The sequence below is a fragment of the Nocardiopsis oceani genome, from assembly GCF_054777395.1.
In genome coordinates, this window is sequence record NZ_BAAHAR010000034.1 from 78805 (window position 1) to 101900 (window position 23096).

A 23096-nucleotide genomic window follows, 5' to 3' on the forward strand; every position below is an offset into this window, starting at 1 on the left:
TCTTGATCGTTCAAAAATACGGGCTTAGAGTGTGAGCCGTGTTTTTGATCGTTCAAAGAGCGTGATCGGAAGTGAACGACATCACCCCCGACACTGTCAAGCCCGACCGGGAGAAGAGTTGACTCAGAGCCCCAGAACCGTCCAGCCCTACCTCCACGACCTGGTGAGCTGCCTGAGCGCGCCCAGCGTCGTGCTCGGCGGCCGAGACGGGCAGATCCGGCCGGAGGGGGCACAGGGCTGGCTGCGCGACGACCGCAGGCTGCTCTCCCGCCTGGAGGTGCGCCTGGACGGGGCCGAGCCCGAAGCGGTCGGCAGCGCCCTGGCCGGAGCCGACAGCGCCCGGTTCACCGGGGTGGCCCGCTTCCTCGGCGACACCGGAGCAGACCCCACCGTGCGGGTCGAGCGCCTGCGCACCGTGGGCCCCGACACCCTCCGCGAGCACCTCACGCTGGTCAACGACGCCCGCGTTGAGGTGACCGCGGAACTCACCGTGCGCGTGGCCGCCGACCTGGCACCCACCAGCCGGATCAAGGAGGGCACCACTGCGGCCCCGGTCCCGGTCCGGGCCAAGGACGCCGACCTGGCCTGGGGCGACGGCCTGCGGCTGCGGTCGGCGCCCGAACCGGACCGCGCGACCGGCGACGACGAGGGGACCGGGACAGCCGAGCTCGCCTGGCGGGTGACGCTGCCCGCCCACACCTCCTGGAGCGTCGAACTCACCGCCGACGGCCCCTCAGATGGCCTGTTCACCGCCCCTACCCACGGCGAAGCGCCCCGAGTGGAGGTCCGCTCGCGCGCCACCGACCTGGAGCTCCTGGCCAAGCAGGGCATCGCCGACCTCGCCGCTCTGCGCATGGCCGATCCCGACCATCCCGCCGATACCTTCGTCGGCGCGGGCAGCCCTTGGTTCTTCACCCTCTTCGGCCGGGACTCGCTGTGGGTGGCGCGCATGCTCCTGCCCCTGGGCACCGAGACCGCGGAGGGCACCTTGGGTACCCTCGCACGGCGCCAAGGCAGGGCCGAGGACCCGGCCACCGCAGAGCAGCACGGGCGTATCCTGCACGAGGTGCGCGCGCCGGGGGCGGACGACGAGGGTCATATCCTGCCCCCGGTCTACTACGGCACCATCGACGCCACCCCGCTGTGGGTAACCCTGCTGCACGAAGCCCGGCTCTGGGGGATGTCCGAAGACCGGATCCGCCCGCTGCTGCCGCACCTGCGTGCGGCCCTGGACTGGATCACCGGCCCGGCCGACGCCGACGGGGACGGGTTCCTCGACTACGTGGACACCCACGGCACCGGCCTGGCCAACCAGGGCTGGAAGGACTCGGGTGACTCCATCCAGTGGCCCGACGGGAGTATCGCCCAGCCCCCCATCCGGCTCAGCGAGGCCCAGGCCTACGCCCACGAAGCCGCCCTGGCCGGGGCCGAGCTCCTCGAGGCCATCGAACCCGGCCACCACCCGGTGGCCGCCTACCGGTCCTGGGCCGGGGAACTGCGTGCGCGCTTCAGGTCGGCGTTCTGGGTGCGCGACGGACAAGGCCCTTTCCCGGCCATCGCCCTGGACGGCGACGGGACACCGGTGGCCACTGCCACGTCCAACCTGGGGCACCTGCTGGGCACCGGCCTTCTGGACGGCCACGAGAGCGCGCTCGTGGCCGACCGGCTGGCCGCACACGATCTGGACGCGGGGTACGGGCTGCGGACCATGTCGAGCACGGCTGCCGGATTCAACCCGCTCGGTTACCACGCCGGCACCGTCTGGCCGCACGACACCGCCATTGCCGTCCAAGGGCTCTCCCGCGCGGGCGGCGGGGTGGTCGCCGCCTCATTGGCCGACGGTCTGCTCAGGGCGGCCCCCGCCTTCGAGCACCGGCTCCCGGAGCTGTTCGGCGGCACGGACGGCCGCGCAGGAGAACCGGTGCTGGCCTACCCCGCCTCCTGCCGCCCCCAGGCCTGGGCCGCGGCATCCGTTCTGCCCCTACTGTCGGCGGCGCTGGGCCTGCGGGCCGACGTGCCCGCGGGTGAGCTTCGGGTCAGCCCGGACCCGGCCTTCGCACACTGGTTCCCCCTCACCGTCGACGGGCTGCGCGTGGGCGGCCACGCGGTGACGGTGGAGGTCGACTCCGAGGGAAAGCCGTCCGTGTACACCGACGCACCCCTGCGGGTGGCCGTCACCGACCGGCGTTAGCGGAGGTCGGGCCCCGGGGAGCCCAAGGGACCCCCGGCCGCATGTCGGCCGGGGGTCCCTCCCCGTTCCGGTGGCCCGGGTGCCGCCCGGCATCCCCGTCAGGTACCGGACGAGCCCGGAGTACCGGGGTCAAGGCCCCGCGGGTCAGCCGAAGTCGACGTCGCTGCAGAAGTAGTAGGCCTGGTCCATGTGCGAGGCCTGCCACACCGTGTACACGATGTGGTGGCCGGTGCGCCCGGACGTGCTGACATCGATCTCGATGTCCATGACCGGCGGGTAGGTACCGGTCTCCTCGACCAGCTCCAGGTCACCCCAGCCCAGTTCCTGGGTGGTGGGGTCGAAGCCCTCCTCCGTGACGTAGACGTGGAAGTAGTCCGCACCGTGCTCGGCGCCGTCGTGCAGGTGGAGCGTGAAGTCGTCGCCGACCGGGGTGGTCTCCCACTCCCCCACTGCGTCCATGGCGCCGTAGAGGCCGCCCTGGGTCAGACCGCCGCTGCACAGCGTGCCGTCGGGGATGGCTCCCTGGTGGTCGCCGCCGACGCCGTCGCGGTACAGGCCGTTCCAGTTCCACATGGCGTTGGGATCCTCTTCCCACGCCTGGGCGCACATGGGGTCCTCGAGCTCCATGTCCGGGTTCAGGTGGTCGTCGCCCCAACGGTCGAAGCAGGCGTAGGCACGGGCCGCTGGGTCGACGATCGAACCGTGAGCGGCGACGGGGGCCGCCGTCAGGCCCAGACCCAGCATGGCCGCGGAGCCGATGACGACGGCTCGGGTGAGGGGGCGGGTCGTGCGGGTGGTTTCGGTAGCGGGGTGGTTGTTCATCTGTCTGCGTTCTCCGTATCCGGCCATCCGGATTCGGGAGCGCTCCCAAGCCTCAGGATACCCGCGCTTCCCGCGCCGAAACAGCCCTCACGAGAGCGTAATTGTCAGTCTGCCTTGACCTCGATGCCTTGTCAGCCCAGACTGACACCATGCGACGAGATCGTCCGCTCTCCACGCCCGCCTCAGACGACCCCGAGACAGGGCTGCGCGCCGTGCTCGCCCTGCGCCGGACGGCTGAGCGGGTCGAGGCCAACCAAGTGGCCGTTGCCCGACAGGCCGGCTGGTCCTGGCAGCAGATCGGGGACGCACTCGGGGTCACCCGCCAGTCGATCCACGCCAAGCACGGGAAGTGAAGCAGCGATGGGCACGAACACACGCACCGGCCTGGGCCAGGTCTACCTGGACGCCAACTCCGAGGCACTGCTCCGCGGCGACCGCAAGGTCAGCACCGAACACGTCATCCTGGCGCTCCTGCGCGACGCGGACTCACCCCCCGCCCGAGCGCTGGGCGTGGAGCTGACCGTCGCCCGCCAGGCCCTGGAAAGCCTTGACGAGGACGCCCTGGCCGCGATCGGGATCAGCACCATGCCCGCAGGAGCGGTCCTGCCCGGGCAGGCCAGCGACCGCCTTCCGCTGACCCCTGCGGCCAAGGCGGTCTTCAAGGGACTGCGCGGGGAGGCCGGACGCGAACGCATCGGCCTGGAGCACGTACTTCGCGCGCTCCTGAACCGCAGGCATCCGGACCCGGCCGCCGCCCTCCTGGACACCCTCGACGTCGACCGGACCGCGGTCCGCGCACGGCTCACGGAGCGCTGACCACCCGATGCCCCAGCACCCCGCCCACGCAACCGGGTCGGTGACCTCCCGTGACGGCACCGTCATCGGCTACCGGCGTATCGGGACCGGACCTGCGGTCGTGCTCGCCCACGGGTCGATGATGACCTCGCGGGACTTCCTGCGCCTGGGCACCGCACTCAGCGGGAGGTTCACCGCCTACCTCCCCGACCTCCGGGGACGCGGGCTCAGCGGCCCTTACGGCCCCGACCACTCCCTGGCACGCGCCGCCGAGGACGTGGCGGCGCTCGTGGAGCACACCGGGGCACACCGCGTGTTCGGACTCAGCGGCGGTGCCGTCCCCGTCCTGAAGTGGGCGCTCACCGCCCCCGAGGATGCCCGGATCGCCCTGTACGAACCTCCGCTACCCGTCGGCGCCTTCTCGCCGACGGCCTGGCTGCCCCGCTACGAGCGCGAGATGGCGCGGGGACGGTCGGCCGCCGCTATGGCGACCGTCATAAAAGGGACCCAGGATCCCCCGTCGCTCCGCTTCGTGCCCAGGCCCGTGCTCGTACCGCTCATGCACCTGGGCCTGCGTGCGCAGGAACGGCAGGCCGGGGACGAGGGCGCGCTCCGGGTCCTCCTGCCCACCATGGGGGCGGACGGACGGATGGTGCGAGAGGCTGCCGACCTGGCCGAGGCCGCCACCGCAGTGCGCGCCGAGGTCCTGCTGCTCGGCGGCGACCGCAGTGCCCGCTATCTCACCGACGCCTTGGACGCACTCGAGGCGTCACTCCCCCGCTCCCAGCGGGTGGAGCTCCGCGGGCTGGGCCACCTCGCGGCCGGCAACGGCGGCCGACCCGCCCGGGTCGCCCAGGCCCTGACCGACTTCTTCGGCGACCGCGGGCCCTGAACAGGCGCCGCCTCCTGCGCAGCGCCAACCGGCACTGCCCGGGGCCCGGAACTCAGCGCAGGAACCGGTCCGGCGTCAGCGGGAGCTCGCGCACCCGCAGACCCGTGGCGTGGTGGGCGGCGTTGACGATGGCGGCAGGCATACCCACGATGCCGATCTCACCGACTCCCGCCGCGCCCATCGGGTTCAGGTGCGGGTCCGCCTCGTCCAGCCAGAACGCCTCCACCTCACCCACATCGGCGTTGGCGGCCACGTGGTATCCGGCGAGGTCGCCGTTGACGACGTGCCCGAACCGGGGATCCACCACACTCTGCTCATGCAGCGCCATGGACAGGCCCATGACCATCCCGCCCACCAGCTGGGACCGGGCCGTGCGCGGGTTGATGACTCGTCCCACCGAGTACACGCCCAGCATCCGGGGCACGCGCACCTCCCCCGTGTCCGCGTGCACCCGTACCTCCGCGAAGTGCGCTCCGAACGAGTACATGGCGTACCGGTCCAGGTCGGGGTTGGCCGGGGCCTCGGCCCGGGAACGCGCCCCCGGGCGGGGAGCAGTCCCGTGTTCCTCCCGGAAGGCACGGGCAGCGGCGTGGATCGCCGTCCCCCACGAGGAGGTCCCAGAGGAACCGCCCGCCACGGTGGCCGTGGGAAGGTCCGAATCGCCGATCCGCACCAGCACCTCCCCGACAGGGCGGCCCAGCGCCTCAGCGGCGATCTGGGTCAGTGCCGTCCAGGCCCCCGTACCGATGTCCGCGGCGCCGATCGACACCGTGTACCGGCCGTCGGGGCCGTACTCGACCTCGGCCACCGACCCCGGGAAGTTCAGCCTCGGGAACACGGCCGAGGCCACCCCCGTGCCCACGAACCACGCACCGGCGCGGTGGGGCCCGGGCGAGGGGTCCCGGTCCTGCCAACCGAAGCGTTCAGCGCCCTCGCGGAGGCACTGGACCAGACTCCGGCCCGACCACGGGCGCCCCGTCTCAGGGTCGGCCTCTGGCTCGTTGCGCACCCTCAGCTCGATCGGGTCCGTCCCGCAGGCCTCGGCGAGTTCGTCCATCGCCGTCTCCAAGGCGAACATGCCGGGCGCTTCACCGGGGGCGCGCATCCAAAACGGGATCGGCACGTCCAGGGCGGCCAACCGGTGCGAGGTAGCACGGGCTGGCGCGGCGTACATCATCCGTGAACACAGTCCGCTCTGCTCCGCGTACTCCTTGATCCTCGACGTCGGTTCCGTGACGTCGTGGACGATCACGCCCAGACGCCCCTCGGTGTCCGCACCGAGCCGGATCCGCTGGATCGCGGACGGGCGGTAGCCGGTCAGGCTGAACATGTGCCGACGGGTGAGCGCGAACTTGACGGTGCGCCCGGGCAGGGCGCGGGCGGCAAGACCTGCCAGGACATTGTGGGCCTTGGCAGCACCTTTGGACCCGAACCCTCCCCCGACATAGGGAGCGGTCACGCGCACGTTCTCCGGGGGCAGCCCGAACACGGTAGCCAAGGTGGCGCGGACGGGGTGGGCGCCCTGAGTGGAGTCGTACAGGGTGAGCCGGTCGGGGAGGCTCTCCCACAGGGCGACCGTGGCGTGCGGTTCCATCGGGTTGTTGTGCTCGCGAGGCGTCCGGTAGGTCTGGTCGACCAAGACGACCGCGCGTTCCAGTTCGGCGTCGACGTCGCCCTGGCGGGTGTCGGGCGCCGCCCCCGTGTTGACCTCGTCCGGTGTGTAGAGGTCCTGGTGGTCGGGGCGCATCACCACGTCGTGCGGCCACTCGTCGTAGTCCACGCGCACCAGGGCCGCCGCCTCCCGGGCGGTCTCGGGGGTGTCGGCGACGACTGCGGCGACGAACTGACCGCGGAAGGCCACCTCGTCGCTCTGGAGGACGGCGAACTCCCGGTCCTCCGTATCCGCCAGACGGGGAGCGTTCACACTGGTCAACACCGCCTGAACGCCCGTCAACCGTTCGGCCTCGGCGGTGTTTACCGCGGTGACGCGCCCGCGGGCCACGGTCGAGAGCACGGGGTGCAGGTAGAGCGGTTCGGTGGCCGGGTACTCATAGGCGTAGGGCGCGGTGCCGGTGACCTTGGCGTGGGCCTCGACCCGGGCCAGCGGTGCCCCAACGGCGTTCTCCCGTGTGCCGGTCATCGTGCCTCCGTAAGTTCGCGCAGGACCGAAGCGAGCGTGTTCACGGCCAGGGGGACCTTGTAGGCGTTGTCCGGACCGGTGCGCGCCTCGGCGAGTTCGGCGTCGGCCGCCACCCGGAAGGACTCCTCCGTCACGGGTCTGCCGCGCAGTACCTCCTCGGCCCGGTGCGCCCGCCAAGGGGCGTGGGCGAGACCGCCGAAGGCGATGCGGGCGTCCACGAACTGGCTGTCGCGCACCTCCACCTCGGCGGCGACGGAGACCAGCGCGAAGGCGTAGGACGCGCGTTCACGGACCTTGCGGTAGGCGGAGCTGGCCCCCGCCGACGGAGGCGCGAGTTCGACGGCGGTGATGAGGTCGCCGTGTGAGAGGACGGTGTCGTGCTCCGGGTTCGCGCCGGGCAGCCGGTGGAACTCAGTAACGGGGATACCGCGCTCGCCATCCGGTCCGAGCACCCTGACCACGGCGCCCAAGGCGCACAGGGCCACCGCCATGTCCGACGGGTGGGTGGCCACGCAGAACTCCGAGGCGCCGAGGACGGCGTTGTCGCGCCCGTGGCCCTCCAGCGCCGAACAGCCGGAACCGGGCTCGCGCTTGTTGCAGGGGGTGGTGACATCTTGGAAGTAGACGCACCGGGTGCGCTGGAGCAGGTTGCCGCCGGTGGTGGCCATGTTGCGCAACTGCCCGGACGCCCCGGCCAGCAGGGCCGCGCTGAGCGCCGGGAATCGGCTCCGGACCACGGGGTGTGCGGCGAGTTCGCTGTTGAGGACCCCTGCTCCGATCCGGAGGCCCCCGCCGGGCAGCTCCCGGACGCTGTGGTCGACCGCGTCGCGCACGTCCACCAGTGTGGAAGGGGCAGTCAGACCGAGCTTGAGGTGGTCGACGAGATTGGTGCCGCCCGCGATGAAACTGGCCCCTGGGTCGGCGGCCACGGCGGCCGCGGCCTCGACCGGATCGGCGGGTCGTGCGTAGTCGAAGGGTTTCACCGCGCCACCTCCCCCGTCCCGGTCTCCCGGCCCGCGGCCTCCCTGATGGCGGCCACGATGTTGGTGTAGGCGCCGCAGCGGCAGAGGTTGCCGCTCATGCGTTCGCGGATCTCGGCGTCGTCGAGCTCGGCCACTCGGTCCCCGTCCGGGTTCCCGGCCAGGTCGTCGGTGGCGTGGCTCGGCCATCCAGCCCTGGCCTCCGCCAGCATCCCCACCGCCGAGCAGACCTGCCCCGGGGTGCAGTACCCGCACTGGAAACCGTCGTGGTCGACCAGCGCTCTGGCGACCGGGTGCAGTGTGTCCCCCTCTGCGAGCCCGGAGGCTGTGGTCACTCGCGCACCGTCGTGAGCTACGGCCAGAGCCAGGCAGGCGAGGACACGGCGACCGTCCAGCAGCACGGTGCAGGCACCGCACTGGCCGTGGTCGCAGCCCTTCTTGGGTGAGGTCACTCCTAGGCGGTCCCGCAGTGCGTCCAGGAGCGTAGTTCTGGTGTCGACGGTGAGCGTGCGCTTCTGCCCGTCCACATACAGGGTGATCGTGGAGTCCACCGATGACGACCTTCCGCGGCGTTGGCCGGCCCCGGTCGGGCTCCGGCCCTGCCCCGATTATGACCCGGGTCACACACTTTGCCGGGGAGGTTCCCTGGGCGCGTCAGTCCGTGCGCCCCGCGTTCACCCGGTCGGCCAGGGCCTGGAGCAGTTCCTTGGCCAGGGGCAGCTTCCGCAGTTCCTCGGGTCCTGGCAGCGGCGTCTCGGCCCGGTCGCCCTGTTCGCGGACCTCGTCGTGCAACCGCTCCATGGTGACGTCCAGCCGGTTGGCGGTCTCGGCCGCCTCACGGATCTCGTCCAACAGCTCTTGGGGGACCGACTCGGCGTACTTGTAGTAGATCTTGTGCTCCAGGCTCGCCCAGAAGTCCATCGCGATGGTGCGGATCTGGATCTCCACCGGAACGTCCTCGGTGCGGTCCGACATGCGCACCGGGGTCTCCACCAGCAGGTGCAGGCTGCGGTAGCCGTTCGGCTTGGGAGCGCGGACGTAGTCCCGCTCCTCCTTCACCAGGATGTCCTCGTGCCCGGCCAGCATGTCGCGGATCGCGTAGGTGTCCGAGATGAAACTGCACGTCACCCGGATCCCCGCGATGTCCAGGATCGACCCCCGGATCTCGTTGAGGTCGAGGGGCACACCGCGGCGGCGGGCCTTCTCCATGATGCTCTCGACGGACTTGAGCCGGGAATTGACGTGCTCGATCGGATTGTGGTCGTTGGTGTAGCGGAACTCCTCGTTGAGGATGTTCACCTTCGCCATCACGGTGTCGATAGCGAACTTGTAGGACATGAGGAAGCGCGCGACATCGTCACGCGCCGCCATCAACGCCTTGGGAACGACCTCCACCGCGCAACAACCCCCGACACACCGGCACCGAAATCCGTCACCGTATGTTACCGGCCTCCCGCGCCTATCTCGGTGCGAGGGATACGCCCGCCCACAGCTGGCGCACCGGGGTGGCGTCGCCCTCCATGAGCGCGTCCTCGATGTCCCAGACCCGCACAACGGTCGTGTCCTCGCGGACCGCGGGCCACCCCGGGTCTCCGGTGGCGGAGAAACCGCTCCAGGCCGCGATCATCCGTTCGGAGAGGGCGCGGAACCCCTCGTCCGGTTCGCCGTCGCACAGGAACACCGCGAGGTCGCTGTCCAGGTTGCCGAAGGCGAAGGGAAGGTCGAAGGCGTGGCAGGCGCCCAGACGTCCCTCCATCGTGCGGCTCTGGGCGGCGAAGCGGAAGAAGTACGCGTTGCCGCCGGCCGCCGCGTGCGCCTCGGCCATCCGCACCGAGTACTCGCAGAACATGGCGTCGCCGCGGATCTCGTTGAACAGCTCGCGCAGTGAGGCGCCGGGGTACACGGACCGGTAGGCCTCGACTGCGCCCTCACCCAGCCCGAGGCGTTCGGCGGTGACCGTGAGGGCCCCTTCGCCGTCGATCTCCACGTTCTGGCCGAGCTCGGTGAAGAGGCGGTACTCCTCGGTGTTGTGCCCCACGAGGAGGTCCACGTCGGCGGCGGCACCGCGGGCGACCGCGTCCAGCGGGGCGTCGGGGAGTTCGGGTCCCCCGACCACGGGGGCGTAACAGGTGAACGCCTTGGTCCGGACCCCCTTGCCGGAGAGTCCGCTACCGGAGAGGATCACGTCGGTGGCCTCCAAGATCTTCTCCGGGGCCAGCGCGGCCAGGGCCTCGGCTTCCAGCGGTACCCCGGCGGCCTTGGCGATCCCTTCGGAGACCCGGCGGGCGGACTCGGTGGTGACCATGTCCCCGGGAACGCTGTGCGCCACGGCCCGGTGGAAGAGTCCGCGCGCTTCGGGGGAGGCCATCAGGCAGGCCACGGAGCCGGCGCCCGCGGACTCCCCCGCGACGGTGACGTTGTCCGGATCGCCGCCGAACCCGGCGATGTTCTCGCGCACCCAGCGCAGGGCGGCGGCCTGGTCGAGCAGGCCCCGGTTGTCGGGGCGGCCCGGGACGTGGCCGAAGCCCTCGAAACCGAGGCGGTAGTTGACGCTGACCACGACCAGCCCGGTCTCGGCCAGGCGGGTGCCCTCGTAGGTGGCCTCGGCGCCGGAGCCGACGATGTAGGCGCCGCCGTGGATCCACACCAGGACCGGGGACCGGTCGTCCGCGGACGCGGAGGTCCAGACGTTGAGGACGAGGCAGTCCAGCGAGGTGTCCGGGCTCCACGGCGCGGCTCCGATGAGCTGGGTGCCTTGCGGGGGCGGTGGCCCGAACTCGGAGCAGTCGCGGACACCGTCCCAGGCCGGCGCGGGCGCGGGTTCGGCGAAGCGGTGCTCACCGAAGGGCGCGGCGGCGTAGGGGATGCCCCGGAAGACCGTGACCTGTCCGTCCTGGGCGCGGGGTGAGGGGATCCCGCGCACCGGTCCGTTCGCGGTCGTCACGGTGTGTTCGGCGTCCACGTATGCCTCCTTGGGGTCGGTAACCCCACCACCTAACAACGTTAGGTTTATCGGCGCAAGGCCCCGGCCCAACACAGCACGGCACGATCCCGGGAACCGGCTTCAGCCCCGGAACCGGCGTCTTGGCGCACACGTCGAAGCCACACGATAGGTTTCCCCTGGATTCTCCCGAATCCGTCCCCCGCCTGAACACCCCGACCCCGCCGCCCCACGGGCGGCAGCGCCGGAAAGGCCTCCAATGCACGCACCCCTGTTCACCGCCCCCGTCCTGCTGGTGGAACAGCCCCGACAACTGTTCGCCGCCGAAGGGCACTACGAAGTACTCAGCGAAGCCGGTGAACCGCTGGCCTACGTGAACGAACACATGACCGCGTGGACGCGCTCGCACCGGCAGAACTCCCACCGCCCCCACCGGTTCACGATCTACGGCCCCGACGGCTACCCCCTCATGTCCCTGGACAAGCCCTGGGACCGCGGCCGCCCCTACATCTACGTGACCGGCCCCCACGGCGAGCCCTACGGCAGCATCGTCCAGGACCGCTCCTTCATGGGCTCCCGCTTCCGGCTCAACGACCCCCGCGGCCACACCATCGCGGAGATCCGGGGCGACTGGAACGGGTGGGACTTCGCCATCAAGGACCACTCCGGGATCGAGATCGCGCGCATCAGCAAGGAGCACCCCGGCCTGACCGGCGGCTTCTTCACCACCGATGACCGATACGCGCTCGAGTTCGCCTACGACCTGCCCTGGCCGCTACGACGCTTGGTCATCGGAGCCGCGATCACCATCGACGTGCTGCTGCACGAGCGCGAGCCCGAGTTCTACCACTCCCACTACGCGGACTTCCGCCGCTACCCCGAATACGGTTACGAGCCGCGCCACCACTGGCACCACCCCCGTCGCGGCTATGTCGTCAGCCGGCGCCGACGCCCTCCCCTGGTGGTCCACACCTTCCGGCCCGCGCGCACCCGGGGCTACGTACCCATGCGCGAACGCGCGACCGAACCGCGGGGCAACTACCGCACCTTCTCCAACCGCTCGGGCGCCGCCCCGGCCCGCGCGGCCCGGCCCAGCAGGCCGCCACGCAGCGAACGCCGGGGTGGCGGTGGCTTCGCGTCGAGGTCGGAGGCACCGCCCCGGCGGGGCGGCGGTTTCGACTCCCGGTCCGACGCGGCCGGCCGCAGCAACCGTTCCGCTGGCGCCTCCCGCTCCGAGTCTCCCGGGTCGGCGTCCCGCCGTGAACGCCAGACCCGGCAGGGCGGCGGTTCGCAGGGCGGTGCCTCCGACCGGAGCCGTAGCAGGTTCGGCGGCGCGTCGGGCGGTTCGGGGAGCTCCGGAAGTTCCGGGGGCTTCGGCTCGAGGGGCTCGTCCTCGGGTTCGTCCTCGCGCTCCTCGGGCGCTTCCTCCCCGCGCAGCTCGTCCTCGCGGTTCGGCGGCTCCTCCGGGTCCTTCGGGTCCTCCTCGCGGGGTTCGTCCGGCAAGAGCGGCAGCACGGGCCGCGGCTCCGGCGGCTTCCGCGGGTCCGGCGGGGGCCGTTCGGGCGGCGGGCGCTCCAGCGGGGGCCGTTCGGGCGGGGGCCGCTCCGGCGGCAGGCGTTCCGGCGGCGGCCGCTCGCGCCGGTAGGCACTGAGCCAGCGCACGGGAGGGCCCGTCAGCCCCGCGGATTATGGGCTCTCCCTCCGCGCGGCCCTCCGACCATGACATACCATCCGGTCGGTATGATGCGATCCACCCAGCAGGAAGGACTCACCATGCGCGCCATCCAGATCACCGAGTTCGGCGGACCCGAGGTCCTCGTCCCCACGGAGCTGCCCGCCCCGGAGCCGAAACCGAACGAGCTCCTGCTCGACGTCGCTCTCAGCGGGATCAACTTCGCCGACACCCACCAGGCGGAGAACACCTACCTCGCACCCTCCACGCTCCCCATGGTCCCCGGCAGCGAGGTCGCCGGACGCGCCTCCGACGGGCGCCGGATCGTCGGCCTGGCCAACGGCGGGGGCGGCTACGCCGAGCAGGCCGCCGTCGACCGCAACCTCGCCTACGAGATCCCCGAAGGGGTCTCCGACGCGGCCGCCCTCGCCCTGATCGTCCAGGGGGCGTCGGCGTGGATGCTCTTGCGCAAGACCGCACGGATCGAACCGGGGGAATCGGTCGTGGTCCACGCGGCCGGCGGCGGCGTGGGCACGCTCGCGGTCCAGCTGGCCAAGCTGTTCGGCGCCGGACGGGTGATCGCGGTGGCCAGCACCGAGGAGAAGCGCAAGCTCGCGCAAGAGCTCGGTGCCGACGCGGTGGTGGACTCCGCCGCACCCGACATGACCGCCGCCCTCATCGAGGCCAACGGAGGCCAGCGGGTGGACATCATCCTGGACATGGTCGGCGGCCGGGTCACCGACGAGAGCGTACGGGCCCTGGCTCCGTTCGGGCGGCTCGGTTTCTACGGGATGGCCTCGCGTGAGCAGCCCAGCCCGGTGAAGCTGCCCAACCTGATGCGCTTCTCGACCACGGTGGGCGGCATGTGGCTGCCGCACGCCTGGCTGCTGCCGGGTGACGTGGTGGGCCGTGCCATGGACGAGCTCCTCTCACTGGTCGCCGAGGAGCGCCTACGGCCGGTCCTGGGTGGGACCTATCCCCTGTACGAGGCGCGAAAGGCCCACGAGGACCTGCGCGCACGCGGCACGGTCGGCAAGCTGACCCTGGACCCCTCGGCCTGACGGGACAGACGGGATCACCGGATCTGCCACCTTTACGAAGTAGATTCGCATTTGTCCGACTTGACCGTTCAGGAGCGGCCCTCGCCGACCGCCTCTCGGACGGCGGGGGCCACCTCAGCGGCGAACAGCTCCACCTGCGCGGCCGAGTCGTCCGCGGGGCCGAGCACGAACGTGTCCATGCCGTACTCCAGCGCGAGTTCGCTGAGAGTCTCCACCCACTGGTCGACCGGCCCGTCCAGCGGGCCGTTGGACGCCCCGTCGGTGATCGTGCCCCACAGGTTGTACACGCGGCGGATCGACGCGGGGTCGCGCCCGGCCTCGGCCGCGCCCGCGTCGATCCTCGCGTGCATTTCGGGGAGCTTCTCCGGCCCGGCGAAGGCGTAGGAGGGCACCCAGCCGTCGGCGACCCGGCCCACCTCCTTCAGCAGCCGGGGCCCGAGCACGCCCAGCCAGATCCCCATGTCGTGCACCGGCACGGGACCCGGTTTGACCCCCGACAGGTGGTAGTGCTCGCCCTGGAAACGGACCGAGCGCTGGTCAGACCACATCAGCCGGATCACCTCCACCGCCTCCAGCAGGGCGTCCGCGGCCGCGCGCGGGGTACGGTGCTCACCGCCCATCGCCTTGATGGCCTCCCAGAAGCCCCCGGCGCCCAGCCCGAGTTCGAAACGGCCACCGGAGAGCACATCCAGGCTGGCCGCGGTCGTTGCCATGACCGCGGGTGGCCGCAGCGGCAGGTTGGCGACGTCGGGGAAGACCCTCAGCCGTTCGGTACGGGCCAGCACCGTGGCCATCAGGCTCCAGGTGTCCAGGTGCCGGCGCTGGTACGGATGGTCCTGGATTCCGGCGAAGTCCAAGCCGCCGCGTTCGGCCGCGTCGATCACGGCCCAGGTCCGTTCCAGCGCGTCGGGAGCGGCGTTCGGCGAGGGGAACACCCCGAAACCGATCTCGCGTCCGTAGTCGATGCTCACATCCGGCCTCCTGCCTCCACGCGTTCGGGGAGCGCGTGCCCGAGGAGCCGAGGGATCACCCCTCAGCGCTCCCGAGGGCCGCTCTCCCTACCCGCTTCCCCCGGAGGGCCGCGCCTACTCCTGCGGGGACTGGTAGACCAGGTCCGCGTAGTCCCTGTGGCGTTCGATCCAGCCTTTGACGAAGGGGCACAGCGGGAGCACGGCGAGCTCCCTGGAGCGGACGTCGTCCAGGGCCTCGCGGATCAGCGTGCTGCCCATCCCCTTGCCCTCGAAGGCGGGGTCGATCTCGGTGTGGGTGAAGGTGATGAGGGTGTCGGTGAGGATGTACTCCGCGTATCCGGCGGCCTGACCGTCGGAGCTGACCTCGTAGCGGCGCTTGTCGGGGACATCGGTGACCTCTGTTGCCATGGTGGGTACTCCTCCGTGTACGGGGGCCGGGCGCCTTCGCCCGCCTTCGGCCCATTGTGGCCGCCTGCCCGCCCGCGTGCCCCTTGCGGCGCGCACCTCGGCGGACATAGAGTCTCCGTGACATACCGACCAGTCGGTCTAAGGAGTACGCATGACTTCGCGGTTCGGCGGACGCACCGCCATCATCACGGGGGCAAGCCGCGGCATCGGCCTGGCTATCGCCCAGCGGCTCGTCTCCGAGGGGGCTCGCGTGTGCATCACCGCGCGCAAACCCGAACCCCTCCAGGAAGCCGTCGAGGCGCTCGGCGGCCCCGACCACGCCATCGCCGTCCCCGGCCGCGCCCACGACACCGAACACCAGGACACGGCCATCAGCGCCACCCTGGAAGCCTTCGGCAGCGTCGACCTGTTCGTCAACAACACCGGCATCAACCCGGTCTACGGGCGCATGGTCGACCTCGACCTGGACGCTGCACGCAAGATCTTCGAGGTCAACGCCCTCTCAGCGATCTCCTGGGTACAGAAGGTGCACAAGGCCTGGCAGGGCGAGCACGGCGGCGCCATCGTCAACGTCTCCTCCGTCGCCGGGACCAAGCCCGCCCCAGGCATCGGCTTCTACGGCGCCACCAAGGCGATGCTCAGCCACATCACCGAAGAGCTCGCCGTCGAACTGGGACCGCACGTCCGGGTCAACGGCGTCGCACCTGCCGTGGTGAAGACCCAGTTCGCCTCCGCCCTGTACGAGGGCCGCGAGGAGAAGGTCGCCGCCCAGTACCCGCTCGGCCGCCTGGGCGTACCCGACGACGTCGCGGGCGCCGTCGCCTTCCTCCTCTCCGAGGACGCCGCGTGGGTCACCGGCCGCACCCTGGTGCTGGACGGCGGCGTCACCCTGACCGGAGGGGTGTGACGGGCATGGAGCTGAACGACATCGGGGCCGTGGTCACCGGCGGCGGCAACGGGATCGGCGCCGCGGTCGCCCGCCGTCTGGCAGCGGCGGGCGCGAGGGTGGTCGTCAACGACCTGGACGCGAGCGCGGCCGAGGCCGTGGCCAGCGAGATCGGCGGGGTGGCCGTACCCGGGGACGCCGCGAGCGAGGAGGGTGTCACCGCCCTGGTCGCCGAAGCGGGGGCCCACCTCGGCGGGATCGACCTGTACATGGCCAACGCGGGGGTCGCCGCGCACGGCGGCCCCGAAGCACCCGAGGCCGACTGGGAGCTGTCCTGGCAGGTCAACGTGATGGCGCACGTACGCGCCTCCCGCGAGCTGGTGCCGGGCTGGTTGGAGCGCGGGCAGGGCCGCTTCCTCACCACCGTGTCCGGGGCGGGGCTGCTCACCATGCTGGGCAGTGCGCCGTACTCCGTGACCAAGCACGCGGCACTGGCCTTCGGCGAATGGATGTCGGCCACCTACGGGGACCGGGGCATCACCACGCAGTGCCTGTGCCCCCTGGGCGTGCGCACCAACATGCTCGACTCGGCGGGCAACGAGGGACAGGCCATCCTCTCCCCGGACGCGATCACCCCCGAAGAGGTCGCCGACGCGGTGATGGTGGGACTGGCCGACAGCCGCTTCCTGATCCTGCCGCACCCGCAGGCCGCCGACTACTACGCGGCCAGGGCCGCCGACACGGACGCCTGGCTGGCCGGGATGCGCCGCCTCCAAGCCAAGGTGTTCAGCGAAGAGGAGTCCGCATGAGCGACGAACTACCCGGGTTGGACCTGGACCGGCTGCGGGCCCACCTGGACCGCGAAGTACCCGGTCTGGTCGCAGGGCCGCTCAGCGGGAAGGTCATCGCGGGTGGCAAGTCCAACCTGACCTACGTGGTCACCGACGGGACCGGATCCTGGGTGGTGCGCCGACCGCCCCTGGGCCACGTGCTGGCCACCGCCCACGACATGCCGCGCGAGTACCGGGTGATGACCGGCCTGCGCGATACGGCCGTCCCGGTGCCCCGCACCCACCTGCTGTGCGAGGACACCGAGGTTCTGGGCGCGCCGTTCTACGTCATGGAGCACGTCGCGGGCACCCCCTTCCGCACGCTCGACGAGATCTCCCCGCTCGGTGTCGAGGGCATCCGCAAGGTGGCCGACGATCTGGTCACCACGCTGGGCCACCTGCACGCGGTGGACCCCGAGGAGGTGGGCCTGGGCGACTTCGGGCGCCCGTCCGGCTTCCTAGAGCGCCAGGTGCGCCGCTGGAGCAAGCAGCTGGAGGCATCCCGCGGCCGGGACCTCCCCGGGATCGACGACCTGCGCGACCGGCTGGCCGCGTCGATCCCCGAGCAGTCGGCACCCGCGATCGTGCACGGCGACTACCGCCTGGACAACGTGCTGGTCACCGCGGACGCGCGCCTCACCGCGGTCCTGGACTGGGAGATGGCCACACTCGGCGACCCGCTGGTCGACCTGGGCCTGATGCTCGTCTACCGGGAGCAGCCGGTCGCCAGCGGCACCGACAAGCCGCCCGCGACCTCCGCCGAGGGCTTCCCCAGCTCCCCCGAACTGGTGGACATGTACGCCGCGGCCACCGGCCGCGACGTGTCCCGGCTGGGCTGGTACGTGGCGTTCGGCTGCTTCAAGCTCGCGGTGATCGCCGAGGGGATCCACTTCCGGCACAGCCAGGGACTCACCGTGGGATCGGGCTTCGACGGGATCGGCGACGTCGTCGCCCCGCTGGTGAAGCGCGCCCACACCATGCTCAAGGAGGACTGAGTACAGATGGACTTCGCCTACGACGCCGAGACCGAGGAGCTGCGCGAGCGGCTCCTGACCTTCATGGACGAGCACGTCTATCCCGCCGAGCCCGTGTTCGCCGCGCAGCTGGAGGAGCGGGAGGACCCCTGGGCGATCCCGCCGGTCGTCGACGAGCTCAAGGCCAAGGCCCGCGAGCGGGGCCTGTGGAACCTCTTCCTGGCCGGTCACCCCGAGCACGGCGGGCTGCCCAACCTGCAGTACGCGCCGCTGGCCGAGATCACCGGGCGCAGCCCCCGCCTGGGCCCGATGGCGCTCAACTGCGCGGCCCCCGACACCGGGAACATGGAGGTGCTGACGATGTTCGGCACCCCCGAGCAGAAGAAGCAGTGGCTGGAGCCGCTCCTGGACGGGCGGATCCGGTCCGCCTTCGCCATGACCGAGCCCGATGTCGCCTCCTCCGACGCCACGAACGTCACCACGCGCATCGTCCGCGACGGCGACGAGTACGTGATCAACGGGAGCAAGTGGTACATCAGCGGGGCCCTCAACCCCGCCTGCGAGATCCTCATCGTGATGGGCAAGACCGACCCCGAGGCAGAGCGCCACAAGCAGCAGAGCATGGTGCTGGTGCCGCGGGACACCCCCGGGCTGCGCATCGGGCGCGGCATGAGCGTGTTCGGTTACGACGACAGCGACCACGGCGGCCACGCCGAGGTGTTCTTCGACGACGTGCGCGTGCCCGTGGAGAACCTGGTGGGCGGCGAAGGCGAGGGCTTCGCGATCGCCCAGGCCCGTCTGGGCCCGGGCCGTATCCACCACTGCATGCGCTCGATCGGCATCGCCGAGCGCGCGCTGGAGCTGACCTGCAAGCGGGTGCTGGACCGGGTGGCCTTCGGCCGTCCCCTGGCCGAGCAGGGCGTGGTCCGTGAGTGGATCGCCGAGGCCCGGGTGGCGATCGAGCAGCTGCGCCTGCTGGTGCTCAAGACCGCGTACCTGATGGACACCGTGGGCAACAAGGGCGCGCACACCGAGATCCAGTCGATCAAGATCGCCACCCCGCGCACGGTGGAGTGGATTCTGGACAAGTGCGTGCAGGCGCACGGCGCCGCCGGGGTGAGCCAGGACCAGCCGCTGGCCGGTTGGCAGGCGGGCATCCGCTCGCTGCGGCTGGCCGACGGGCCCGACGAGGTGCACCTGCGCTCGTTGGCCCGCGCGGAGCTGCGTAGGTACATGTAGCGGAGCGCGCAAGTACGCGGAGCGGAAGAAGGAGGCTCGGCCGGGAGGAGAACCCCGGCCGAGCCTCCGGCGTGTGTCATCGTCCGCCGGTGACGGGGATCAGCATGTTGGGGAACCTTCCTTCGGTGTGGTCGTGCCGGATGCACGGCCGGTGAGAAACGGGGCGCTCAGAGCTGGCGCCGCCGACCTGACGGACCGCGGTCGCTGGTGCGCCGTCCTCGCGTTCCAGGAGCCGTTCGCGCAGGCGGAGCGCGCCCCTACGGGAGATCGCGTCAAGGGCGAGGGCCGACTCACCGCTGGTGTTCTGCTGTCCGGCCCCGATCTTGACCATGCGCAGGCCGAAGAGCCGGTGCCGGAACCTGGCCTCGGCTTCGACGCTTCGGACGCGCTCCCGCAGGACCGACCGGTACTTGCGCACGAAGAGGCCGGTGCGCCGCTCCACATGGGTCGCGGTGACGCGGTACCGGGTCTTGACCCAGCGCACTACGCCGCCCGCGGAGCTGGCCAGGCCGACGACGAGGATCAGCACCAGCGGCCAGGTGGTGGCGAGCGTCGGACGTGGCCAAGGCGGCCGGGGCCAGCCGCACCACGCTGCAGCAGCACTTCGCCGACCGCGCCGAACTCCTCGCCGCGACCACCGGCGAGGCCAACCGGGCGATCGACAGCGCGGTGAGCCTGGCCGACACGGCTAACGGCGGATCACGCGAGGCACTGGGCCGCCTCATCGGGGGCCTGGTCGGGGCCGGTGATCACATGCTCTTCCTCTTCGGCAGCTACGCGACCACCGAGGGAGGCGAAGAGGGCCAGGAGGAGGACGGCGAGGCGGAGTCCGACAGCACCGCGGTGATCGACCTGGTCCGGCGCGGCCAGGACGAGGGGGTGTTCACGGCCGACCTGGACGCCAAGTGGATCGAGAACGCGGCTGTGGTCCCTGGTCTTCGCCGGGTGCGAGGAGAGCAGGAACGGCACCGCTCCGCGCCACGTCATCGCCGCGAACATCATTCGCACGCTCGAAGGCGGCATCGTCCGCTGAGCCGGGGCCCGGCGCCCGGGGTCGGCTGAGTCAGACGCCCGGGCGCAGGCCCGCGACGAGCAGGTCGGCGAAGTGGCGGCCCACGTCGTTGCCGCTGAGTTCGCCGTCGTGCCGGTACCAGGTGCTCAGGTGGTGCACCGAGCCGAAGTAGTAGTCCACCACCAGGTCGGCCGGCACGTCCTCGCGGAAGACACCCTCGCGCTGGCCCTGCTCGATCATGTCCCGGAAGATCTCGTGGTACTTGCGGCGCTCGGCGCGCACGCTGCGCTGCTTCTCGGGGGCGAGCTGGTGCATGGAGCGGAAGAAGATCTTGGTGTCGTCGAGGTTGGCGACGCTGGTGACGATCACGTCGGCGGCGGCCGCGTGGACGCGTTCGGCGACGGGCGCCTCGCGGGAGGAGAGGGTGACGAGGTGGTCGGTCTGCATCCGCAGGACCCGGGCGTAGACCTCGTAGAGCAGGTCGTCCTTGGAACCGAAGTAGTGGTACATCGCTCCCTTGGTGACACCCGCGGCGGTCACGATCTCCTGTACCGAGGTGCCCTCGAAGCCCCGCTCGGCGAAGAGCCGCGTCGCGGCCCGCAGCAGGCGTTCGGGCACGGATCCGCGCCCGGCTTCGGTGTCGTCAGCCGTCCGCTGTCCTCGCGCCATGTCCCGCTCCACCTCGTGCCCCCGTTCCCCCGGCGGCGAGTCGTGTACCGATCGGATCAGCATACCGACCGGATGGTACACAAGGCACACTGGCCCAGACGCCAGCGGAGACCGACGACGGCACCGCGGAAGAGGTCAGTCGACGAACTGGTCAGCGTACTCATCCGAGGGTTCGATGGGCGTGATCACGTCGATCAGCACCCCGTTGGGGTCGGCCACGATGAAGTGCCGCTGGCCGAAGCGCTCGCTGCGCAGGGCGTATACGGGTTCGAGCCCGCCGCGCACCACGAGGCGCTCCCACTCGGCGTCCGCGTCGGCCACTTCGAGGTTGAGCAGCATCCCCCCGACCGCGGCACGGTGGCCCTCGGGCAGGGTCGGGTGGCCCGCCTTCAACAGCCCGAGTTCGTGGTCGGGCGGGCCGGGGCGGCGCAGGCTGACATACCAGTCGGCCACGAAGGTGTCCTCGAAGCCGAAGTTCTCCGCGTAGAAGGCGTGACTCTCCTCGAGCCGGGAGGTGCACAGGACAGGGTAGAAGCTGTTGAGTTTCATAACGCACCTTTCGCATACCTTTAGTATGTGAAAGTAGACTATTCACGTACCTTCGGTATGTCAATGAGGGGGATCATTGCCCAAGGACACCGGGACCCGGGCCGAACAGCGGGCGCAGACCAGGCGGACACTGATCCGGGAGGGCCGACGCCTGTTCACCGAACACGGTTACGGCGGGGTGGCCCTGGCCCAGGTCGTGGCCGCGGCCAAGGTCACCAAGGGTGCGCTCTACCACCACTTCGATGGCAAGGCCGCCCTGTTCGGCGCTGTCCTGGAACAGGTCCAGGAAGAGGTGGGTGACGCCGTGGCCGAGGCGGCAGAGGCCCGGACAGACCCGTGGGAGCAGCTGACCGTCGGCTGCCGGGCCTTCCTCACCGCGAGCACCGCACCGGACGTACGCAGGGTCATGCTGGTGGACGGCCCCGCCGTCCTCGGGTGGAGCAGGTGGCGCGCCCTCGACGAAGCCTCCTCCGCCCGACACCTGGGTGAGGTTCTCACCTCACTGGTCGACGCGGGTGTGATCCGGCCGCAGCCGGTCCCGCCCCTGGCCCACCTTCTGTCGGGGGCGATGAACGAAGCGGCGCTGTGGCTGGCCGACTCGGGGACCGAGCAGGATCTGGAGGATGTGTGGTGGGCGCTATCGGGACTGCTGGAGTCGCTGCGCCACGGCTGACAGCCCCGCACGAACCGATATCGTGGCGGGCATGGCGGAGGAAGGGAAGCACGGCGAGGTGCCGACGGATGACGAGTTCCGGGACGACTTCGTTGGGCGCTTCTCCGCGTATTGGCAAACACAGGGACGCCCCAAGGCCGAGGGGCGCATCGTCGGCTACCTGCTCGTGGCCGATCGGGACGCGGTCGGGGCCGAGGAGATCGCCGGGGGCGCGGGGGTCAGCCGCGGTTCGGTCTCTGAGGCGGTGCGCAGGCTGCGCGAGCTGGGGTTCGTGACCCTGGTGGACGCCCCCGACGGCCGTTCCAAGCTGGTGAGCATGGACGAGGACGTGTGGGGCGGGTTTCTCCGGAATGAGCGCTCCTACCTGCGCCAGCAGCGCGACCTGGCCGCTTCGGCGCTGGACCGGCTGCCCGACCTGGGCCCCACCTCCCGCAACCGCCTGCGCAACATGTACGATTACATGACCTGGTTGGACGGCTACCACGACACGCTGCTCGCCCACTGGGAAGCGTACAAGGCCTCCCGACAGGACCGGGACCGCGCGGCCGGAGGCCCCGCGGAAATGGACGGGGCTGCTGCGGAAACGGACAAAAACGCCCACGCGGCGCCTTAACTCTGAAGTTGCTTCGGTTGGGGCAGTTGGGGGGTTGCCCTGTTGGCTTGAGGTGCCTGCTCTGGTTGGGGTTGCCTTCCGGGCTGGGGTTCCCTCCTTTCCCGCCGCCCGATTGTGGCCGTCTCCGCTACGCGCCTCAAGGTCGTCGCCATCGAGCGCTTCGCGCATCAACGGCGCTCCACCTTGACCCGCTCCGCTACGACGGCAGGTTGGCGGCTATCGGGAAAGGGGGACGGGTGGTTGAGGTCTGCACGGTCTCGGCCTTCGGCCGGGCAACTGCGTCGGCCTGGCGGCCGATGCCTGCCACGCCGCCGGAGCGGTAACGCCTGGCGGTGTCGCGGCCGGTCATGCTCTGCTGCGGACCCCGAACAGCACGGCCTGCGGCCGGTGGCCCACTCCGCCGGAGCGTTGACGGGTCGGGTGTCGCGGCCGGTCATGGTGTGCGGCGAACCCCTCGGGAGGGTGCCGGGGTACCAGGGCATCGGGGCGTGGGGGCGTGGGGCGGTAGGGCCTTGGCGGGCGGTTACCGCTCCTCAGGTGTGGGGGGGCTGGCTCTGGGTCCCCGTCCGGGTCCTTGCCCCCACCCTTGTCCTTGTTGTTGTTCTTGTTGCCTCGGTTGCGGTGGGAGGGGCGGCCCTGCCACGTGGACCGCTCCGGGTTGGTCTCCCTGCGGTACTTGAGCCGGTTGTGGTCCGAGCACAACGGCTGGATATTGTCCGCGCTGGTCGACCCGCCGGCCGAGAAGCTCCTCTTGTGGTCGGCCTCGGAGCCGCTGGCC

25 protein-coding genes are annotated in these 23096 nt (G+C 71.1%); 13 read left to right on the forward strand and 12 right to left on the reverse strand.

The features are described 5' to 3' along the window. The first annotated feature begins 118 nt into the window (after positions 1–118). The gene (locus ACYVDG_RS20835; RefSeq protein ID WP_460755863.1) at positions 119–2191 is read left to right on the forward strand and encodes an amylo-alpha-1,6-glucosidase; all 2073 of its coding nucleotides are present in this window, start codon (positions 119–121) and stop codon (positions 2189–2191) included. Positions 2192–2335: 144 nt separating this feature from the next. Here the strand turns inward: ACYVDG_RS20835 and ACYVDG_RS20840 are convergent, their stop codons facing one another. Continuing rightward, positions 2336–3013, reverse strand: coding sequence for a lytic polysaccharide monooxygenase auxiliary activity family 9 protein (locus tag ACYVDG_RS20840; RefSeq protein ID WP_460755867.1), 678 nt, complete (start codon positions 3011–3013; stop codon positions 2336–2338). Positions 3014–3162: 149 nt separating this feature from the next. On the opposite strand from ACYVDG_RS20840, the gene ACYVDG_RS20845 reads away from it, so the two are divergent. The 3 genes from ACYVDG_RS20845 to ACYVDG_RS20855 are packed head-to-tail and all read left to right on the forward strand — an operon-like array spanning position 3163 to position 4700. Continuing rightward, positions 3163–3366 (forward strand): hypothetical protein, encoded by a 204-nt coding sequence (locus ACYVDG_RS20845; protein ID WP_460755872.1) that lies wholly within the window; start codon positions 3163–3165, stop codon positions 3364–3366. A gap of 7 nt (positions 3367–3373) precedes the next feature. Further along, positions 3374–3829: a Clp protease N-terminal domain-containing protein gene (locus ACYVDG_RS20850; RefSeq protein WP_460755875.1), complete on the forward strand. Its 456-nt coding sequence runs from the start codon at positions 3374–3376 to the stop codon at positions 3827–3829. A 7-nt stretch (positions 3830–3836) separates the two neighbouring features. Continuing rightward, the gene (locus ACYVDG_RS20855; RefSeq protein WP_460755880.1) at positions 3837–4700 is read left to right on the forward strand and encodes an alpha/beta fold hydrolase; all 864 of its coding nucleotides are present in this window, start codon (positions 3837–3839) and stop codon (positions 4698–4700) included. Between the two features lie 52 nt (positions 4701–4752). On the opposite strand, the gene ACYVDG_RS20860 is transcribed toward ACYVDG_RS20855, so the two are convergent. From ACYVDG_RS20860 to ACYVDG_RS20880, 5 genes are all read right to left on the reverse strand, one after another. Beyond that, a complete protein-coding gene (locus ACYVDG_RS20860; RefSeq protein ID WP_460755884.1) occupies positions 4753–6840 on the reverse strand; it encodes a xanthine dehydrogenase family protein molybdopterin-binding subunit in 2088 nt (695 codons plus the stop codon). Beyond that, positions 6837–7823 carry an FAD binding domain-containing protein gene (locus ACYVDG_RS20865; protein WP_460755887.1) on the reverse strand — a complete coding sequence of 329 codons (987 nt, stop codon included), beginning with the start codon at positions 7821–7823 and terminating at the stop codon, positions 6837–6839. Before ACYVDG_RS20865 ends, ACYVDG_RS20860 begins: the two co-directional genes overlap by 4 nt. Continuing rightward, positions 7820–8371 carry a 2Fe-2S iron-sulfur cluster-binding protein gene (locus ACYVDG_RS20870; protein WP_460755890.1) on the reverse strand — a complete coding sequence of 184 codons (552 nt, stop codon included), beginning with the start codon at positions 8369–8371 and terminating at the stop codon, positions 7820–7822. Before ACYVDG_RS20870 ends, ACYVDG_RS20865 begins: the two co-directional genes overlap by 4 nt. A 103-nt stretch (positions 8372–8474) precedes the next feature. Further along, positions 8475–9158: a GTP pyrophosphokinase gene (locus ACYVDG_RS20875; protein ID WP_460755955.1), complete on the reverse strand. Its 684-nt coding sequence runs from the start codon at positions 9156–9158 to the stop codon at positions 8475–8477. A gap of 121 nt (positions 9159–9279) precedes the next feature. After that, on the reverse strand, positions 9280–10782 hold the full coding sequence (locus tag ACYVDG_RS20880; RefSeq protein WP_460755894.1) for a carboxylesterase/lipase family protein: 1503 nt from the start codon (positions 10780–10782) through the stop codon (positions 9280–9282). A 238-nt stretch (positions 10783–11020) separates the two neighbouring features. Here ACYVDG_RS20880 and ACYVDG_RS20885 point away from each other — a divergent pair, with 238 nt between their 5' ends. Both ACYVDG_RS20885 and ACYVDG_RS20890 read left to right on the forward strand, forming a co-directional pair. Then, positions 11021–12406 carry an LURP-one-related/scramblase family protein gene (locus ACYVDG_RS20885; RefSeq protein WP_460755899.1) on the forward strand — a complete coding sequence of 462 codons (1386 nt, stop codon included), beginning with the start codon at positions 11021–11023 and terminating at the stop codon, positions 12404–12406. Between the two features lie 128 nt (positions 12407–12534). Further along, positions 12535–13494 carry a quinone oxidoreductase family protein gene (locus tag ACYVDG_RS20890; RefSeq protein ID WP_460755960.1) on the forward strand — a complete coding sequence of 320 codons (960 nt, stop codon included), beginning with the start codon at positions 12535–12537 and terminating at the stop codon, positions 13492–13494. A gap of 68 nt (positions 13495–13562) precedes the next feature. Here the strand turns inward: ACYVDG_RS20890 and ACYVDG_RS20895 are convergent, their stop codons facing one another. After that, positions 13563–14465: an LLM class flavin-dependent oxidoreductase gene (locus tag ACYVDG_RS20895; RefSeq protein ID WP_460755904.1), complete on the reverse strand. Its 903-nt coding sequence runs from the start codon at positions 14463–14465 to the stop codon at positions 13563–13565. A 114-nt stretch (positions 14466–14579) separates the two neighbouring features. Beyond that, positions 14580–14873: a GNAT family N-acetyltransferase gene (locus ACYVDG_RS20900; protein ID WP_460755909.1), complete on the reverse strand. Its 294-nt coding sequence runs from the start codon at positions 14871–14873 to the stop codon at positions 14580–14582. Between the two features lie 151 nt (positions 14874–15024). Here ACYVDG_RS20900 and ACYVDG_RS20905 point away from each other — a divergent pair, with 151 nt between their 5' ends. Genes ACYVDG_RS20905 through ACYVDG_RS20920 form a run of 4 tightly spaced genes read left to right on the forward strand, consistent with a single transcriptional unit; the run spans position 15025 to position 18802 of the window. Then, positions 15025–15780, forward strand: coding sequence for an SDR family oxidoreductase (locus tag ACYVDG_RS20905; RefSeq protein ID WP_460755913.1), 756 nt, complete (start codon positions 15025–15027; stop codon positions 15778–15780). Positions 15781–15785: 5 nt separating this feature from the next. Beyond that, positions 15786–16568: an SDR family oxidoreductase gene (locus ACYVDG_RS20910; RefSeq protein ID WP_460755918.1), complete on the forward strand. Its 783-nt coding sequence runs from the start codon at positions 15786–15788 to the stop codon at positions 16566–16568. Continuing rightward, complete coding sequence (locus ACYVDG_RS20915; protein WP_460755921.1) at positions 16565–17584, forward strand: phosphotransferase family protein; 1020 nt, start codon at positions 16565–16567, stop codon at positions 17582–17584. Before ACYVDG_RS20910 ends, ACYVDG_RS20915 begins: the two co-directional genes overlap by 4 nt. Positions 17585–17590: 6 nt before the next feature. Continuing rightward, the gene (locus tag ACYVDG_RS20920) at positions 17591–18802 is read left to right on the forward strand and encodes an acyl-CoA dehydrogenase family protein (protein WP_460755926.1); all 1212 of its coding nucleotides are present in this window, start codon (positions 17591–17593) and stop codon (positions 18800–18802) included. Between the two features lie 76 nt (positions 18803–18878). Here the strand turns inward: ACYVDG_RS20920 and ACYVDG_RS20925 are convergent, their stop codons facing one another. Then, on the reverse strand, positions 18879–19331 hold the full coding sequence (locus tag ACYVDG_RS20925; protein ID WP_460755929.1) for a PH domain-containing protein: 453 nt from the start codon (positions 19329–19331) through the stop codon (positions 18879–18881). A gap of 29 nt (positions 19332–19360) precedes the next feature. Between ACYVDG_RS20925 and ACYVDG_RS20930 the strand changes: the two genes are divergently transcribed. Beyond that, a complete protein-coding gene (locus tag ACYVDG_RS20930) occupies positions 19361–19864 on the forward strand; it encodes a hypothetical protein (RefSeq protein WP_460755932.1) in 504 nt (167 codons plus the stop codon). Between the two features lies 1 nt (position 19865). Here the strand turns inward: ACYVDG_RS20930 and ACYVDG_RS20935 are convergent, their stop codons facing one another. Continuing rightward, complete coding sequence (locus ACYVDG_RS20935) at positions 19866–20483, reverse strand: TetR/AcrR family transcriptional regulator (protein ID WP_460755964.1); 618 nt, start codon at positions 20481–20483, stop codon at positions 19866–19868. A 135-nt stretch (positions 20484–20618) separates the two neighbouring features. Continuing rightward, on the reverse strand, positions 20619–21032 hold the full coding sequence (locus tag ACYVDG_RS20940; RefSeq protein ID WP_460755935.1) for a VOC family protein: 414 nt from the start codon (positions 21030–21032) through the stop codon (positions 20619–20621). A gap of 76 nt (positions 21033–21108) precedes the next feature. On the opposite strand from ACYVDG_RS20940, the gene ACYVDG_RS20945 reads away from it, so the two are divergent. Next, positions 21109–21705: a TetR/AcrR family transcriptional regulator gene (locus tag ACYVDG_RS20945; RefSeq protein WP_460755939.1), complete on the forward strand. Its 597-nt coding sequence runs from the start codon at positions 21109–21111 to the stop codon at positions 21703–21705. A gap of 31 nt (positions 21706–21736) precedes the next feature. Continuing rightward, entirely contained in the window at positions 21737–22318 is a 582-nt protein-coding gene (locus ACYVDG_RS20950; protein ID WP_460755943.1) for a GbsR/MarR family transcriptional regulator, read from the forward strand. 345 nt (positions 22319–22663) lie between these two features. Here ACYVDG_RS20950 and ACYVDG_RS20955 read toward each other — a convergent pair. Further along, positions 22664–23096: HNH endonuclease signature motif containing protein (locus ACYVDG_RS20955; protein WP_460755946.1), on the reverse strand; the 433-nt coding region annotated here is incomplete at its 5' end.

Coding starts and splice junctions, on each gene's coding strand:
- ACYVDG_RS20840 (WP_460755867.1), bottom strand. CDS start 3,013: ATGAACAACCACCCCGCTACCGAAACCACCCGCACGACCCGCCCCCTC.
- ACYVDG_RS20845 (WP_460755872.1), top strand. CDS start 3,163: ATGCGACGAGATCGTCCGCTCTCCACGCCCGCCTCAGACGACCCCGAG.
- ACYVDG_RS20850 (WP_460755875.1), top strand. CDS start 3,374: ATGGGCACGAACACACGCACCGGCCTGGGCCAGGTCTACCTGGACGCC.
- ACYVDG_RS20855 (WP_460755880.1), top strand. CDS start 3,837: ATGCCCCAGCACCCCGCCCACGCAACCGGGTCGGTGACCTCCCGTGAC.
- ACYVDG_RS20860 (WP_460755884.1), bottom strand. CDS start 6,840: ATGACCGGCACACGGGAGAACGCCGTTGGGGCACCGCTGGCCCGGGTC.
- ACYVDG_RS20875 (WP_460755955.1), bottom strand. CDS start 9,158: ATGTCCTACAAGTTCGCTATCGACACCGTGATGGCGAAGGTGAACATC.
- ACYVDG_RS20885 (WP_460755899.1), top strand. CDS start 11,021: ATGCACGCACCCCTGTTCACCGCCCCCGTCCTGCTGGTGGAACAGCCC.
- ACYVDG_RS20890 (WP_460755960.1), top strand. CDS start 12,535: ATGCGCGCCATCCAGATCACCGAGTTCGGCGGACCCGAGGTCCTCGTC.
- ACYVDG_RS20900 (WP_460755909.1), bottom strand. CDS start 14,873: ATGGCAACAGAGGTCACCGATGTCCCCGACAAGCGCCGCTACGAGGTC.
- ACYVDG_RS20905 (WP_460755913.1), top strand. CDS start 15,025: ATGACTTCGCGGTTCGGCGGACGCACCGCCATCATCACGGGGGCAAGC.
- ACYVDG_RS20910 (WP_460755918.1), top strand. CDS start 15,786: ATGGAGCTGAACGACATCGGGGCCGTGGTCACCGGCGGCGGCAACGGG.
- ACYVDG_RS20915 (WP_460755921.1), top strand. CDS start 16,565: ATGAGCGACGAACTACCCGGGTTGGACCTGGACCGGCTGCGGGCCCAC.
- ACYVDG_RS20920 (WP_460755926.1), top strand. CDS start 17,591: ATGGACTTCGCCTACGACGCCGAGACCGAGGAGCTGCGCGAGCGGCTC.
- ACYVDG_RS20935 (WP_460755964.1), bottom strand. CDS start 20,483: ATGGCGCGAGGACAGCGGACGGCTGACGACACCGAAGCCGGGCGCGGA.
- ACYVDG_RS20940 (WP_460755935.1), bottom strand. CDS start 21,032: ATGAAACTCAACAGCTTCTACCCTGTCCTGTGCACCTCCCGGCTCGAG.
- ACYVDG_RS20950 (WP_460755943.1), top strand. CDS start 21,737: ATGGCGGAGGAAGGGAAGCACGGCGAGGTGCCGACGGATGACGAGTTC.